This is a genomic window from Chitinophaga agrisoli (genome assembly GCF_008386695.1).
Classification (GTDB): Bacteria; Bacteroidota; Bacteroidia; order Chitinophagales; family Chitinophagaceae; genus Chitinophaga; species Chitinophaga agrisoli.
Map to the genome: position 1 here is coordinate 3,289,738 of NZ_VUOC01000004.1, position 14,995 is coordinate 3,304,732.

Here is a 14,995-nt window from a genome sequence, read left to right on the forward strand (position 1 = left end):
TGTTACGATTTCTTGACATTTGCCAATTTTTTGCATTCGCCGCTCCCCTAATTTTGTACCCGTTAACATTATTTATTTATTAAAAATTCTACGTTATGGCCAAACAAACAGGCCCTGTATTTATTACAGGCACTTATAATGGAATTTGTTTTTATAAGCTGGGTGGTAAACATTATGCCCGCCGCCGAAGCTCCTTAAGCGGTAAACGGGTAAAAAAAGACCCCGCTTTTCAACTTACAATGGTCTACGCCGGTATGTTTGCCCAGGCGTCCGCAATAGCCGCAGAGGTTTATCGCGATCTCCCCGCCCGCAGCCGGCAGGTGGCCTTGTACCGGGCTATGACCAGCCAGGCGAACGGCCTCCTGAAAAAAGGCATAGATGCAACGGAAATAAAGAAGCAATTGACGGCACAGCACCATCCAACAGAGACCCCATCGCAAACCATAACCAGCCGCCCGGTAACGCAAAACACACAACCACATACACCCGCCAAATCTATACGGATATTAAGCGCCCGGCTCGTAAAACGCCCGTTGCTCCGTGACCGTAATGGCGCATTACATGTAAGCATGCAGGGACTGACTGCCAATACAACTCCAAACGGTATAACCACGCTACGGGCCAGGCGGCAAAGCCGGTTTACCGTAAAAGCGCATCCGCCGGCAGACCGGTAACAAGCCCCTTTATCCCAAACAGTGAAACTGCATAACTAATTTCCCATTGGTAATTAGTACCTTTCCTGTTATTCTAAACGCATGCTTGAATGAAACCTGTAAAAAAAACAACACCTTCCGTGATCGTCATTTTCGGCGGAACGGGAGACTTGTCAAAAAGGAAATTGATCCCTGCGTTCTATAATCTTTTTATAGAAGGCTGGATGCCGGAAAACTTTAACATCATTGGATTAGGATTAGAACAGTACGACGATGCGGCTTATCATCAGCACCTGCTGGACGGGCTGACCGCATTCTCCCGCAGCGGTACGCCCGAAGAAGCAAAGTGGCAGGAGTTTAAATCGCGCGTGCATTACATGGAGTCTAACATCGAAGATCCTGCTTTTTATGAGCGGCTCGCCGGCCGGCTGCAAATGCTGGACGAAGCCGTTGGCACACGGTCAGACCGGTTGTTCTACCTCTCCATTGCCCCGCGCTTTATTGCGCCGGTGACCATTAACCTGGGCCGCACTGCCATTGCCAACAACGTGCAGGCAGACCGTATCATCGTCGAAAAGCCTTTCGGGCATAACCGCGAAACAGCACAGGCCCTCAGCGATCTGCTCTGCCAGACTTTCCAGGAACAACAGATCTACCGTATCGACCACTACCTGGGCAAGGAAACAGTACAGAACATACTGGCGTTCCGTTTTGCCAACGCACTGTTTGAGCCGTTGTGGAACCGCAGTTATATCGATTATGTACAGATCACCGTGGCAGAAGAAGTAGGCGTAGAACAACGGGGCGGTTATTACGAAGGCGCCGGCGCCCTGCGCGATATGATCCAGAACCACCTCCTGCAGATCATGTGTATGGTAGCCATGGAGCCGCCCGTATCTTTTGAAGCGGAAGAGATCCGTAACAGGAAAGTGGATGTGCTCCGCGCTATCCGCCCGCTGAAACATGACGAAGTATACAAGTATGCCGCCAGAGGCCAGTATGCCCCCGGATGGATGCAGGGCAAAAAAGTAGCAGGCTACCGCGAAGAACCGGGCGTAAAACCGGATTCCAATACAGAAACCTATGCCGCTATCAAGTTTTACCTGGATAACTGGCGCTGGCAGGATGTGCCTTTCTATCTGCGCACCGGCAAACGCATGCAGGAAAAAACATCTTCCATCACCATCCAGTTCCGGCCAGTGCCACACGCCACCTTCCCGGACAAATACGCGGACAACCTTACGCCCAACCGGCTGATCATTAACATACAGCCGCAAATGGACATCCGCCTGCGTTTTACCGCCAAAAAACAAGGCCTGGTAATGAGCCTGAACCCGGTAGAGATGGTGTTCAATTACGAAAACCCTACCAACAAAACGCCAGAAGCCTACGAAACCCTGCTGCTGGACGCTATAGAAGGAGACGCTACCCTCTTCATGCGCTCTGACCAGGTAATGGCCGCATGGGATGTGATCACGCCTATACTGGAGAACTGGGAATCGCATGACTCATTACAGTTCCCGAACTATCAGGCAGGCACCTGGGGACCGGAGAATGCAGAATCGCTGATCGCACGGCAGGGACATACATGGACCTCGCATACGATGGATTATTGATCCTTCATACACCACAACCATGTAACCCGTGACCTAAGCCGGGATAATGGTCCCAGGCTTTAGCCGGACTAACGTTTTAACGGTGAACGATTAAAATATGTACGCACCGCGTGGATTTTTATTCCCACGCGGTGCGTTGTTTTTTGGCGGGCACGGCATTGGCCGCAGATCTGCGAAAGCCCGGTCTTCAATGGTATTACAGGCAATTGGAATGATAAGGATGGCACGAGGCCCCGGTGCAGGCCAGCCCGGTATGATATTCGTATGGTTATATAACAAACTCTATATAAATGGCGGATACAATCTTAGCAAAAGGCGCCCAGGCCCCGGATTTTGAGTTATCCTGCACGCCGGACCAGCGTTTACGCCTGCATGATCTCAAAGGCAAACGGGTAATACTGGCCTTTTATCCTGCGGACTGGAGCCCGGTATGCAGTGACCAAATGGCCTTGTATAACGAAAGCCGGAAACTCTTCCAGCAACACAACGCAGAAGTGATCGGTATTTCTGTGGATAGCAAATGGTGCCACCTGGCCTTTGAGCAGGACCGGCATCTGCACTTTCCCCTGCTGGCGGACTTTGAGCCCAAAGGGGCCATCTCCCGGCTGTATGGCGTATACAATGAGCAGGAAGGACAAAGCAAAAGAGCCCTGTTTGTGATAGACGAAGAAGGCCTGATCCGGTGGAGCTACCTCTCCCCCGATGGTATTAATCCCGGCGCAGACGGTATCCTGGAAGCGCTGGAAGAAATGGATAATGTACACGAGGAAAAATAGTAGGTTATGTCACTGAAACCCCCAATAACACACAATGACCAGCAGACCGGCAACCCGGACGCCTCCTTTGTGCTGGTAGAATATGGCGATTATCAATGCGAGCATTGCGGACATGCCTATCCGCTCATCAAAAGATTGCTCAAAGAAAAAGGCAAAGACTTATTATTTGTGTTCCGGAACTTCCCGCTGCAGGAAAGCCACCCGGCCGCCTATCCTGCCGCGCTGGCAGCAGAAGCAGCCGGTAGACAGGGTAAATTCTGGCCCATGCACGACATGATCTATGAGCACCAGGATAACCTGCACGGCAATAGCTTTATGCAGTTTGCAGAAGCCCTGAAGCTGGACATCGAGCGGTTCCGGGAAGATGTCGAAAGCGACGCCCTCGGACTGAAAATAGACGCCGATTTTGAGAGCGGGGTACGCAGCGGCGTAAATGGTACGCCCACTTTCTTCATCAATGGTGAATTGCTTGCATATGACGGCACGTATGCCTCCCTGTTAGCAGCCCTGCAACCGGTATAGCCATCTACCGCTCATCAGATTCCCTGATTTTATCCTATCAATTTATCATTTAGAAGATTAAATTAGAGGATTAAAATTATTGTGAATCATGCATAAGAGAATTATTCTGGCAGCTACAGCTGCCGTGTTGTCCACGTCTGTGTTTGCTCAAACAAAACCCGAAGAAACGGAAGTATGGTCCCCGGTTCCAAAAGTGGTGACTCCCGGAAAGGTTGCTGCAGATGCACCTAATGACGCTGTGATCCTGTTTGATGGTAAAGACCTGAGCCAGTGGGAATCTGTGAACAATCCCGGTCAGCCGGCGACCTGGAAAGTAGCCGACAAAATACTGACGGTGAGCAAAACCGCAGGCAATATCCAAACTAAACGCACCTTTACTGACTACCAGCTGCATATCGAATACCGCATTCCCGCCAATATCACCGGCACAGGACAAGCCCGCGGCAACAGCGGCATCTTCCTGGCTGGCATAGGCCCCGGCGATGCAGGTTATGAGCTGCAGGTGTTAGACAATTATAACAATGCCACCTATGTAAACGGACAGGCCGGCAGCCTTTACAAACAAACAGCCCCGCTGGTGAATGCCTGTAAAAAACCCGGCGAATGGCAGGCATATGATGTGATCTGGACCGCCCCCCGTTTTAATGACGATGGCTCCGTTAAATCACCCGCCCGTGTAACCGTTATCCATAACGGCGTACTGGTACAGAATAATACAGAACTGCAGGGCCCTACCCGTTATATCGGTAAGGCTTCCTATGATAAGGCGGCGCATGGCCCCAGCCCTATCAAGCTGCAGGCACATGGAGATAAGAGCGAGCCCCTGAGCTTCAGAAATATCTGGGTGCGGGAGCTGTAAATAAAATAAACGTATTAAAAAGGTGAAATAAGAAGCCGTACTTCTTGTTTCACCTTTTTTTATTAGCAACATGCTAAAATGATGAACGGCAACGCCGCCCACTGGCAAATACCACCTGCATTTTGTATTTTGTTCGGGTGATCAACCAGCAACTATCAACTGTCATACGAGCAATTCCACGTTTACTCTGCTGCTGCCTGTTTAGCTTACCACTTACAGCACAAAAGAAAAATGAGGCCTACCAGCTGCATATACGCAGGGCCAACTCCCCCGTTAAGATAGATGGCGTTATAGACGAAGCAGCCTGGCAGGCGGCGGATACCGCCACCAATTTCTACATGATCCTGCCCATGGATACCAGCTACGCACAGGTACGTACAGATGTACGCATGACCTACGATGCGCAGAACCTCTACCTGCTGGTAGAGAACTACAACAAGCTGCCTGGCCCCTATATGGTCGAAAGCCTGCGCCGCGACTTTTCCTTCCTGAAAAACGATAATTTCCTGCTCTTCATGGACCCGTTTGACGACCAGACCAATGGCTTCTCCTTTGGGGCCAATGCTGCCGGCGCACAATGGGATGGGCTTATGTACGAAGGCGGAAAAGTAGACCTTAGCTGGGATAACAAATGGACCTCCGTAGTTAAGAATTACCCGGATAAATGGGTGTTTGAAGCGGCCATCCCCTTCAAGAGCATCCGCTATAAAAAAGGCATTAACACCTGGGGCATCAACTTTGGGCGGAATGACCTCAAGACCACAGAAAAAAGCAGCTGGGCGCCGGTGCCCCGGCAGTTCCCTTCCGCCTCCCTGGCTTATACCGGGGTGCTGGTATGGGATGTGCCACCGCCGGATCCAGGACCCAATGTATCCATCATCCCCTACCTGCTGGGCGGCATCAACAAAAACTATGAAACCGGCACTAAATCGGATTTCCGCCGTAACGCAGGTGTAGACGCAAAAGTAGCCGTCACCTCTTCTCTCAACCTGGACCTGACCGTAAACCCGGATTTCTCGCAGGTGGATGTAGATAAACAGGTCACCAACCTGGACCGGTTTGAGCTTTTTTACCCGGAAAAACGCCAGTTCTTTATAGAGAACGGCGACCAGTTCACTAACTTCGGCTACTCCACTATCCGGCCCTTTTTCTCCAGGCGTATTGGCCTGGGCGTTCCTATCCGTTTTGGCGCGCGCCTGAGCGGAAAACTGAACCGCAACTGGCGCCTGGGCCTCATGAATATGCAAACCGCCAAAGACGAAGAACTGGGCCTGCCGGCGCAGAACTTTACGGTAGCCGCCCTGCAAAGACGGGTCTTTGCCCGTTCCAATATCGGGTTCCTCTTTATTAATAAAGAATCCCTGAACTACGACCCGGACAAGGTTACGGATAAACCCGTGTACTCCCGCTATAACCGTAACCTTGGGCTGGAGTACAACCTCGCATCGGCCAACAACTTCTGGACAGGCAAGGCCATCCTGCTAAAATCCGCCAGCCCGGGTAAAAGCGGGCATGACTGGGCACAGGCGGCTAACCTTAATTATACCAGCCGCTCCTGGAACATCAACTGGCAACACGAATACGTAGGGCGTAACTATAATGCGGAAGTGGGATATGTGCCCCGCCAGGGATACATAAAACTGGCCCCGCAGATCACCCGCCTGTTCTTCCCCAGTACCGGGGTTATCCTCAGCCATGGGCCACAGGTCACCTCTACCACTTTTTTTAATGAAGATATGCGGCGTACAGATAACGAAACGATGTTATCCTATGCGTTTGTATTCCGCAAACGTAATACCCTTACCGCCTATGCTTCCAATACTTACATACGGCTGCTGGCGCCTTTTGACCCCACCAACACCGGCAAGGATAGCCTGGCCACCGGTTCCCAGCATAACTGGAACACGGTAGGCCTGGACTATGTGTCCAAGCCGCAAAGCCTTTTCACATACTCCCTTTCCGGCCGTTATGGCGGTTATTATGCAGATGGGAAGCGGCTTACGCTGGGCTCTGAGCTGGGTTACCGTTTTCAACCTTATGTAAGCATTGCCCTTAGCAGCAGCTACAACGATATTCGCCTTCCCCAACCCTGGGGACATACCGCCTTCTGGCTGGTAGGCCCCCGCCTGGATGTAACCATGACAAATACATTGTTCTTTACCGGTTTTATGCAGTATAATGAACAGCTGAAGAACATGAACCTGAATACCCGGTTCCAGTGGCGTTACCGGCCGGCATCGGATCTGTTTATTGTATACACAGATAACTATCTGCCGGAGCCGTTTTATGTAAAGAACCGGGCTTTAGTGGTAAAACTGGTGTACTGGTTAAACCTATAAAATTAAGAGGGTGTATCAAGTACGATACACCCTCTTTCTATTCAGATACCTGATGGAGACAGGAGGCATCCTCTCTATCTGGCTATAGCGACGCTAGCATCTGTCCATCGGGTAATTCCGCGGCGGCATAATAGATCGTAAGCTGAGCGCCGGCGTTCTTATTCTCCAGCGCCAGCAGTTCTGCCACGGGTATGGTCATCCCTCCTTTGGAGGCAGTAGCATCTGCAAATTTCCATTGCTTTAATGCATTACCTTTATCGTCCTTTACAGTGATAGTCCGGGAAGTGCCGGGGCCTTTACCATGGCAGTGTGTATAATAGATCACCAGCTGATCTGCGGTGGCGGCTTTATCCAGCTGCAGGCTTCTGAGGCTGATGTCTTTTCTGGCATATTCTTTCAGGACCAGCTTATTGTTTAAATAGATCTCAAAACTGTCTATCCCCGTGGGCGCTTTAAATGCGAACAGGGTTAAACAGAGGGCGGTAAACATTAATGCCCTTGCCAGTGTTTGTCTGATAGGTACTTGTAGCATAGTAAATAAGTTTTGGGATGAATAATGTGTTTCCGATACAAAACAAGGCAATAACGACCTAAATAGGCCGGAGGTTTGACAAGGAGAAAAGGATCCTTGACGTAAGGAGGATTTTGCCACGAAAAAAAGTTTACCCCCTGCTGCCAGCTATTGACATACTGTTGTCACAAGCCCATGTCATCTTTGTATCAACAAACAAAAACCCATACACATGTCACAGATCCAAGCCTTATTGAAAGAATTAGAACAGGAAGCCAATACTACCCGCAAAATGCTGGAACGCGTACCTGTTGAGCATTTTAGCTGGAAACCCCACCCTAAAAGCGGCACCCTCCAGTGGTTATCAGCCCATCTGGCAGAGCTGCCAGGCTGGGTAAGCATGACGCTTACCACAGACGAACTGGACTTTGCCAACAACCCCTACAAGCTCCCCGAAATCCAGGACAAGGCCGGCCTGCTGGCATTTTTTGAACAGTCCCTGGCCAGCGGTAGGGCAGAGCTCGAAAAAGCCACAGAAGACCAGCTGGAAGAGATGTGGACATTACGCCAGGGAGATTATATCATCAGCAAATCCACCAAAGCAGAAGTGCTCAGGATGGCATATTGCCAAACCGTGCATCACCGGGCACAATTAGGCGTGTACCTCCGGCTGCTGGATGTGCCGATCCCTGGCAGCTACGGTCCCAGCGCGGATGATATGGCAGGTAATGAATAATGATCACCTTTCATCCCAATAAACAGAGGCCGTATCAGCATGCGATACGGCCTCCTTTCATCCTGTTTTATCATCTATCGGTCAACCTATTAGCTGTCATTGCCTGATAGTTTATAGCTATTATAGCAGCTATCTTATAGTTGCTATTGCTGATATTATATATAGCTATCATTGCCTGCTATCTTATAGATGCTATTCCTTGCTATTTTATATCTACTACTGCCTGTACGCCTTTACCAGCGCCCAGCGCTTCACTCCTCGCCCCAGGCAAAGCCCCGCCTATATAAATAGCCAGTTTGCCGCCCGGTTGTACCGCAACTCCCTGTTCATTTACCAGCTGCATCATATCAGGCGTGATATTAAAACTAAGCGTGGTTGCCTCCCCCGCCGCCAGCGTGATCCGTTTAAAAGCTTTCAATGTATATAAAGGCGCATCCGTCACACCGGGATGAGTAAGGTATAACTGCACCACCTCATCACCAGCCGTTTTTCCTGTATTCTGTACAGTAACAGTAGCAGTAACCGGGCTGCCTTTACGGATACTATTACTGTTTACATGCAGATCGCTATAAGCAAAACTGGTATAGCTTAAGCCAAAGCCAAAAGGATACAGCGGTTCCGCTGTCATATAGCGATAGGTGCGTCCCTTCATAGAATAATCCTCATACGCCGGCAGCTGATCCAGTGATTTTGGGAAAGTGATAGGCAGCTTACCGGAAGGCGCTACCTTACCAAAGATCACATCCGCTACGGCATTCCCCCCTTCTTCACCAGGATACCATACCATCAGCACGGCATCCGCCAGCTCATGTATCTGAGCCAGGTTCATAGGACTACCACCCGTGATCACGGCAATCACAGGTTTAGGGTTATTGGCCTTCATCTTTTTCAGAAAATCTACCTGGTTCTGCGGGATATTATAATCCAGGCGGTCGCCATACGAGGGCGATGCAATGGACTCTCCCTCCTCTCCTTCCAGCAGGCCGGTAATACCCAGCACCACGATGGTAGCGTCTACATTCTTTGCTTCGTCTGTGGTCCAGTCGATGGGATTTACATTGGGCCTATCCAGCAGCGCGCCGGGGCGGTACTGTAGCTGGCTGCCGGCCGGTATCTGGGCCGCTATGCCTTCCAATATCGTTACCAGGTTATTATTGATGCCATAATAATTACCCAGCAGGGCATCCACATTAGCCGCATTGGGGCCGGTGATAAAATACTTCTTAAGCTGGGTGCTTAAAGGCAGCGCCCCATTATTTTTCAGCAGCACAATGGATTGCTGGGCCACTTTCCGGGCCAGGGCCCTGTGCGCTTCGTTATTGATCTCGGTGACAGGAATGCGGTTATACGGGTTGGCCTCCTCCGGATCGAACATCCCCAGTTTAAAGCGGGTACGCAACAAAACAGACAATGCGGTATCTATCTGTTTCTCTGTGGCCAGCCCTTGTTGTACAGATTCCATGAGGTGCGGATAGGTATCGCCACATTCCAGGTTCACGCCCCGGTGCAGGGCCAGCGCCGCCGCCTGAGCGGGATTAGATACCACTTTATGCCCCTGGTAGAAATCTGTCAGCGCCCAGCAGTCGGATACAATATGTCCTTTAAAATGCCATTGACTGCGCAGCACATCCTGCAGCAGGTAGGTATTGCCGCAACAGGGTTCGTCATTGGTGCGGTTATAGGCGCACATCACGGCTTCCACGTTGGCGTCTACCAGGGCTTTAAATGCCGGCAGATAGGTTTCCCAGAGGTCTTTCATAGACGGCTTTGCATTAAACTCATGCCGCAGCCTTTCCGGGCCGCTGTGCACGGCGTAATGTTTAGCGCAGGCAGCCACCTTCAGATAGCGGGGATCATCGCCCTGCAGGCCCTTTACAAATGCTACGCCCATACGGCTGGTAAGGAAAGGATCTTCGCCATAAGTTTCCTGCCCGCGGCCCCAGCGGGGATCACGGAAGATGTTGATATTAGGCGTCCAGAAAGTAAGGCCGCCATATTTCAGATGATGGTCCCGTTTAATGGCGGCATTATACATGGCCCGGGCCTCGTCAGAGATAACAGTGGCCACCTGCCGGGCCAGGCTGTCATTAAAGGTAGCCGCCAGGCCAATAGCCTGCGGAAATACCGTAGCCGGACCAGAGCGGCCTACCCCATGCAGGGCTTCACTCCACCAGTTATAGGCAGGAATATTGAGCCGGGGAATGGCAGGGCTGTTGTAATTCAGCTGCGCTATTTTTTCTTCGAGCGTAAGCTGACGGACCAGGTCCTGCACCCGTGATTCCAAAGGGGCGGCAGGATTGAGGTACACAGGGGTTTGTTGGGCATAGGCAGCCAGCAGGAGCAGCTGCACGTTCATAACGGTTAGTAACAGGAATTTGCGCATAGTATAGTGGTTGATTACCTAAATTACCACTATTCCCCATAAATGTAACCGATTACATTACATTTTTACAAAAATATTCTATTACCTTTATCCAGCGTCATGTAACCGATTGCAGTAATATGGACAAAGGAAAAGATGTCACTATCTACGATCTGGCAGAAAAACTGAACATTTCTGTAGCCACCGTAAGCCGTGCTTTAAAGGACGATCCGGTTGTTAGCAAGAAAACAAAGAAGAAGATCTTTGAGCTGGCAGAAGAAATGGGTTACCGTTCCAACAACTTTGCCCGCAACCTGCGTACACAACGCACCAATACCATTGGCGCCATCCTGCCGCGGCTGAACAGCTATTTCATGTCAACCGTGATCGCCGGCATTGAACATGTAGCCAACAGTCAGGGCTACAACCTGATCATCAGCCAGTCATCGGAATCCGGCGAGAAGGAACAGCAATGCGCCCGCACCATGTTCAACAACCGGGTAGATGGGCTGCTGGTATCCCTGGCCTACGACACCGATACCATCCGGCATTTCGATTCCTTTTTAAAGAAAGACATCCCGGTGCTGTTCTTTGACCGCTGCGCGGAACATGACCAGATCACCAGTGTACTGATCGACAACCGCAAAGCCGCCTACGAAGCCACCAAACACCTGATTGCCCAGGGCTGCCGGCGGATCGTGCACATCACCGCCCATACCAGCCGTAACGTATATACAGAGCGCCTGGCAGGATACCGGCAAGCGCTGGAAGAAAACCAGCTGCCCTTTGATGGATCGCTCATTATTCGTAACAACCTGAGCCAGGAAGCCGGCTACGAAGCCGCCAAAGATATCCTGGCCATGCCCCGGCTACCGGACGGCGTTTTTGTGGCCAATGACAACTGCGCGGTAAGCTGTATGCTGGCCTTGAAAAAACAAGGCGTATCCATACCGGCAGACATGGCCTTTGTGGGTTTTAACAACGATCCCGTATCTATGGTGATAGAACCTAACCTGACCACGATCAACTATCCCGGGTACGAAATGGGCGAAGTAGCCGCGCGTTACCTGATCAGCCACCTGATGGGCGGCGCGCCCATGACGGCCACCAATACCGTGCTGCTGCGCTCAGAGCTGATCATCCGCGACTCATCCCTGCGAAACCCGTAACTCAAATCATACAAACTGCCACGTTATGCGAAAATATTTTTTGCTGCTCTTACTATTCGTTAACCTGCACCCCCTGCATGCAGAAGATGGCTATCGCCTCTGGCTGCGCTACGATCTTATTACCGATGCAGCCCTGTTACAGGATTACCGTACGCATATCTCCGGCATCTACATCACAGGAGAATCAGCCACCATGGCCGCCGCACGGCGCGAGCTAACCACCGCACTAACAGGTATGCTGGGCAAAACGATCCAGGAGCAGCCAAAGCCCCAGGGCGGTACGGTAATTGCCGGCACGGCAACAGCCCTTGGCCCCCTCCTGCCCAAAGGATCATTGTCCGCAACCGGCGAGGAAGGCTTCCGTATCCTCACAACAGCAGGGCGCACCATCATCACCGGCAACACAGACGCCGGCGTACTGCATGGCGTGTTTCATTTCCTCCGCCTGCTGCAAACACACCAGCCCATCCAAACGCTGGATCTCAGCAGCGCCCCAGGGATCCGTTACCGCATACTGGACCATTGGGACAACCTGAACCGCACCATAGAAAGAGGCTATGCCGGTTTCTCCATCTGGGACTGGCATAAACTGCCCGGCTACCTCGACCGCCGTTATACGGATTATGCACGCGCCAATGCCTCCATTGGCATCAATGGCACGGTGCTGAACAATGTAAACGCCAACGCCCTCTCCCTTTCCCCAGCCTACCTGGAAAAAGCCGCTGCACTGGCCAATGTATTCCGGCCCTATGGCATTAAGGTCTATTTGTCGGCCCGGTTCAGCGCTCCCATAGAAACAGGCGGATTAAAGACCGCAGATCCACAGGACCCACAGGTGCAACAATGGTGGAAAGACAAAGTGAAAGAGATCTACAGCTATATACCAGACTTTGGCGGCTTCCTCGTTAAAGCCAATTCCGAAGGACAACCCGGCCCGCAGAACTATGGCCGCTCCCATGCAGACGGCGCCAATATGCTGGCAGACGCGTTAGCTCCCTATAAAGGCATTGTGATGTGGCGGGCATTTGTATACAGCAATACCAACGAAGACCGTTTTAAGCAGGCCTACGACGAGTTCAAACCGCTGGATGGTCAATTCCGCGACAATGTGGCCGTACAGGTAAAGAATGGCCCTATTGACTTTCAACCCAGGGAACCATTCCATCCCTTGTTTGGCGCTATGCCGCGCACGCCCCTAATGATAGAATTCCAACTCACACAGGAATACCAGGGCTTTGCTACCCACCTCGTATATATGCCCCCGCAATTCCGGGAAGTACTAATGGCGGATACCTATGCAAAAGGCAAAGGCTCTACCGTGGCAAAAGTAATAGACGGCTCCCTGGAAGGCCATTCACTATCCGGCATTGCCGGCGTAGCCAATATAGGCAACGACCGTAACTGGACCGGGCACCCCTTTGGACAAGCCAACTGGTATGCGTTGGGCCGTTTGGCCTGGGACTATACCCTTACCCCAGACCAGATCGCCGATGAGTGGCTACGCCAAACCTTTACCAACGATACGCGTTTCGTAAACCCGGTAAAGGCAATGATGCTCGCCTCCCACGAAAACCTCGTGAACTATATGACGCCTTTGGGGTTACATCATATTATGGGCTATGGCCATCACTATGGCCCCGCACCCTGGTTTGATAAAGGCGCGCGGGCAGACTGGAATCCAGTATACTTTCACCGGGCAGACAGCGCAGGCATAGGCTTTGACCGTACCGCCACCGGCAGTAATGCCCTGGCGCAATATACACCAGAGGCCCGGCGGCAATGGGCTACGCTGGATAGCTGCCCGGATATCTGGCTGTTATGGTTCCATCACGTGCCCTGGAATTATACCTTACACTCCGGCAATACCCTATGGAACGAATTGTGCAAGCGTTATGAAGCCGGTGTACAGGGCGTACAGACCATGTGCAATACCTGGGATAAGGTCAGCCAGTTTGTAGATGAAGAACGTGCGGAGCAGGTAAAAATGCTGCTGCAAATACAGCTAACCGAAGCCGGCTGGTGGCGGGATGCATGTCTGGCTTATTTTCAGACTTTTGCAAAGATGCCCTTACCAGCGGGCATACCCGCGCCGGCGCATACGCTGGAATATTATAAGGAACTACAATTTCCTTTGGCGCCACATTGATAATTTTAAATACGAGCGATAACCATCACAATGAAAAAAATATGACTACAGCGATTGTAACAGGCGGCGGATCGGGCATAGGGCTGGCGATCACGGAAAAATTCGTACAACATAATATCCGCACCATCATCATTGGCAGGGATCTGAGCAAACTGCAGGCCGCACAGGAAAAACTGGGCGCGCTTTGCATTCCGGTAGCGGCAGACCTCTCTGATCTGGGCGCCATCCCTGCCCTGGTAAACAAGATCACCGCACAGTACGGACCCGTACAGGTATTAGTGAACAATGCAGGCATTAACCTGAAAAAGCTATTTACAGACGTTACGGATGATGATTTCCAACGGATCTTAACCACCAATGTAACCGCCGTATTTGCCCTCTCCCGTGAAATGGTAAAACATATGCGTACACTGGGCGGCGGCGCTATCATCAATATCAGCTCCATGGCTGCCCAATACGGCATCCCAAAAGTGATTGCCTATACCGCCTCCAAATCTGCCATTGAAGGCATGACAAAAGCCATGGCGGTGGAGTTATCGCCGGAGGGCATACGGGTGAACTGTATAGCGCCTGGGTTTATTGCCACGGATATGTCGGCCAAGGCATTGAATGATGATCCGGAAAGAAAACAGAAGGTGATGTCACGCACGCCGATGGGAGTGTTGGGAACACCGGCGGATATTGGAGATGCGGCCTTGTTTTTAGCAGGGAACGGCGCAAAGTATATTACTGGGGTAGTACTACCGGTGGATGGAGGTAATTCGGTGGGGTTTTAATTACCGCCCCACCACCACCGCATACATATTCGCCCTTCCATACACGGATGCCCGCTCTCCCAGCCGCTGTATATCCATAAACCCCTCTTTATGGAATAACCGCAGCAGCTTATGATAACTCAGCGGGTAAGGCACCCAGCGGTTAGCAGCATCCGTATCGTACTCCACAATTATAAAACGGCCATTTTCCTTCATATGCCGGCTGATCTGGCGGATAAATCCCCCCTGATCGGCCACATAATGCAGGGAATTGGCCATTAATATCCCGTCCAGGTCCTGGAAAGGCAACTCATTGGTCACAAAATCCAGCTGCAGCGGCTGTACCGCCACCCCTTCCGGAAATGGGGCCTCGTTGAGTATTACCCGTTGTTTATCAACGGCATACAACTGACTCCCATCCGCCAGCATACTGGCCAGCGCGGCCGTAAACAGCCCTGATCCACAACCCAGATCTGCCCAGGTAACCGGGCCATTGGGGGCTATTGTCCCGTCTTTTATAAGTGCTATTGCTTCCTTCAGTTCCATCCGCC

At 51.4% G+C, this 14,995-nt stretch carries 13 protein-coding genes; 10 read left to right on the top strand and 3 right to left on the bottom strand.

The features are described 5' to 3' along the window. The first annotated feature begins 95 nt into the window (after positions 1-95). The 6 genes from F0L74_RS32030 (at position 96) to F0L74_RS32055 (ending at position 6,765) form a co-directional block, all read left to right on the top strand. The gene (locus F0L74_RS32030; RefSeq protein ID WP_149841945.1) at positions 96-674 is read left to right on the top strand and encodes a hypothetical protein; all 579 of its coding nucleotides are present in this window, start codon (positions 96-98) and stop codon (positions 672-674) included. Positions 675-763: 89 nt separating this feature from the next. Continuing rightward, positions 764-2,269, top strand: a complete 1,506-nt coding sequence (gene zwf, locus F0L74_RS32035) for a glucose-6-phosphate dehydrogenase (protein WP_149841946.1) — start codon at positions 764-766, stop codon at positions 2,267-2,269. Between the two features lie 290 nt (positions 2,270-2,559). Next, entirely contained in the window at positions 2,560-3,045 is a 486-nt protein-coding gene (locus tag F0L74_RS32040) for a peroxiredoxin (RefSeq protein ID WP_149841947.1), read from the top strand. 6 nt (positions 3,046-3,051) lie between these two features. Beyond that, positions 3,052-3,567: a DsbA family protein gene (locus tag F0L74_RS32045; protein WP_149841948.1), complete on the top strand. Its 516-nt coding sequence runs from the start codon at positions 3,052-3,054 to the stop codon at positions 3,565-3,567. 88 nt (positions 3,568-3,655) lie between these two features. Beyond that, entirely contained in the window at positions 3,656-4,426 is a 771-nt protein-coding gene (locus F0L74_RS32050; protein ID WP_149841949.1) for a 3-keto-disaccharide hydrolase, read from the top strand. 122 nt (positions 4,427-4,548) lie between these two features. Then, positions 4,549-6,765, top strand: a complete 2,217-nt coding sequence (locus tag F0L74_RS32055; RefSeq protein ID WP_246197901.1) for a carbohydrate binding family 9 domain-containing protein — start codon at positions 4,549-4,551, stop codon at positions 6,763-6,765. Between the two features lie 82 nt (positions 6,766-6,847). Here F0L74_RS32055 and F0L74_RS32060 read toward each other — a convergent pair whose 3' ends face one another. Continuing rightward, on the bottom strand, positions 6,848-7,297 hold the full coding sequence (locus tag F0L74_RS32060; protein WP_149841951.1) for a hypothetical protein: 450 nt from the start codon (positions 7,295-7,297) through the stop codon (positions 6,848-6,850). 211 nt (positions 7,298-7,508) lie between these two features. Here F0L74_RS32060 and F0L74_RS32065 point away from each other — a divergent pair, with 211 nt between their 5' ends. Beyond that, the gene (locus F0L74_RS32065; protein ID WP_149841952.1) at positions 7,509-8,012 is read left to right on the top strand and encodes a DinB family protein; all 504 of its coding nucleotides are present in this window, start codon (positions 7,509-7,511) and stop codon (positions 8,010-8,012) included. A 202-nt stretch (positions 8,013-8,214) separates the two neighbouring features. On the opposite strand, the gene F0L74_RS32070 is transcribed toward F0L74_RS32065, so the two are convergent. Next, a complete protein-coding gene (locus F0L74_RS32070; protein ID WP_149841953.1) occupies positions 8,215-10,395 on the bottom strand; it encodes a glycoside hydrolase family 3 C-terminal domain-containing protein in 2,181 nt (726 codons plus the stop codon). Positions 10,396-10,514: 119 nt separating this feature from the next. On the opposite strand from F0L74_RS32070, the gene F0L74_RS32075 reads away from it, so the two are divergent. The 3 genes from F0L74_RS32075 to F0L74_RS32085 are packed head-to-tail and all read left to right on the top strand — an operon-like array spanning position 10,515 to position 14,465. Beyond that, entirely contained in the window at positions 10,515-11,543 is a 1,029-nt protein-coding gene (locus F0L74_RS32075; RefSeq protein WP_149841954.1) for a LacI family DNA-binding transcriptional regulator, read from the top strand. A gap of 25 nt (positions 11,544-11,568) precedes the next feature. Continuing rightward, the gene (locus F0L74_RS32080; RefSeq protein WP_149841955.1) at positions 11,569-13,689 is read left to right on the top strand and encodes an alpha-glucuronidase family glycosyl hydrolase; all 2,121 of its coding nucleotides are present in this window, start codon (positions 11,569-11,571) and stop codon (positions 13,687-13,689) included. Positions 13,690-13,730: 41 nt separating this feature from the next. After that, on the top strand, positions 13,731-14,465 hold the full coding sequence (locus tag F0L74_RS32085; protein ID WP_149841956.1) for an SDR family NAD(P)-dependent oxidoreductase: 735 nt from the start codon (positions 13,731-13,733) through the stop codon (positions 14,463-14,465). Here the strand turns inward: F0L74_RS32085 and F0L74_RS32090 are convergent, their stop codons facing one another. After that, positions 14,466-14,990 (bottom strand): class I SAM-dependent methyltransferase, encoded by a 525-nt coding sequence (locus tag F0L74_RS32090; protein WP_149841957.1) that lies wholly within the window; start codon positions 14,988-14,990, stop codon positions 14,466-14,468. It abuts the gene before it with no gap. Positions 14,991-14,995: the final 5 nt, after the last annotated feature.

Excerpts from the sequence above, each read along its gene's own strand:
- F0L74_RS32060 (WP_149841951.1), bottom strand. The coding sequence starts at position 7,297 with ATGCTACAAGTACCTATCAGACAAACACTGGCAAGGGCATTAATGTTT.
- F0L74_RS32030 (WP_149841945.1), top strand. The coding sequence starts at position 96 with ATGGCCAAACAAACAGGCCCTGTATTTATTACAGGCACTTATAATGGA.
- F0L74_RS32075 (WP_149841954.1), top strand. The coding sequence starts at position 10,515 with ATGGACAAAGGAAAAGATGTCACTATCTACGATCTGGCAGAAAAACTG.
- F0L74_RS32040 (WP_149841947.1), top strand. The coding sequence starts at position 2,560 with ATGGCGGATACAATCTTAGCAAAAGGCGCCCAGGCCCCGGATTTTGAG.
- F0L74_RS32050 (WP_149841949.1), top strand. The coding sequence starts at position 3,656 with ATGCATAAGAGAATTATTCTGGCAGCTACAGCTGCCGTGTTGTCCACG.
- F0L74_RS32090 (WP_149841957.1), bottom strand. The coding sequence starts at position 14,990 with ATGGAACTGAAGGAAGCAATAGCACTTATAAAAGACGGGACAATAGCC.
- zwf (WP_149841946.1), top strand. The coding sequence starts at position 764 with ATGAAACCTGTAAAAAAAACAACACCTTCCGTGATCGTCATTTTCGGC.
- F0L74_RS32085 (WP_149841956.1), top strand. The coding sequence starts at position 13,731 with ATGACTACAGCGATTGTAACAGGCGGCGGATCGGGCATAGGGCTGGCG.
- F0L74_RS32045 (WP_149841948.1), top strand. The coding sequence starts at position 3,052 with ATGTCACTGAAACCCCCAATAACACACAATGACCAGCAGACCGGCAAC.
- F0L74_RS32080 (WP_149841955.1), top strand. The coding sequence starts at position 11,569 with ATGCGAAAATATTTTTTGCTGCTCTTACTATTCGTTAACCTGCACCCC.
- F0L74_RS32065 (WP_149841952.1), top strand. The coding sequence starts at position 7,509 with ATGTCACAGATCCAAGCCTTATTGAAAGAATTAGAACAGGAAGCCAAT.
- F0L74_RS32070 (WP_149841953.1), bottom strand. The coding sequence starts at position 10,395 with ATGCGCAAATTCCTGTTACTAACCGTTATGAACGTGCAGCTGCTCCTG.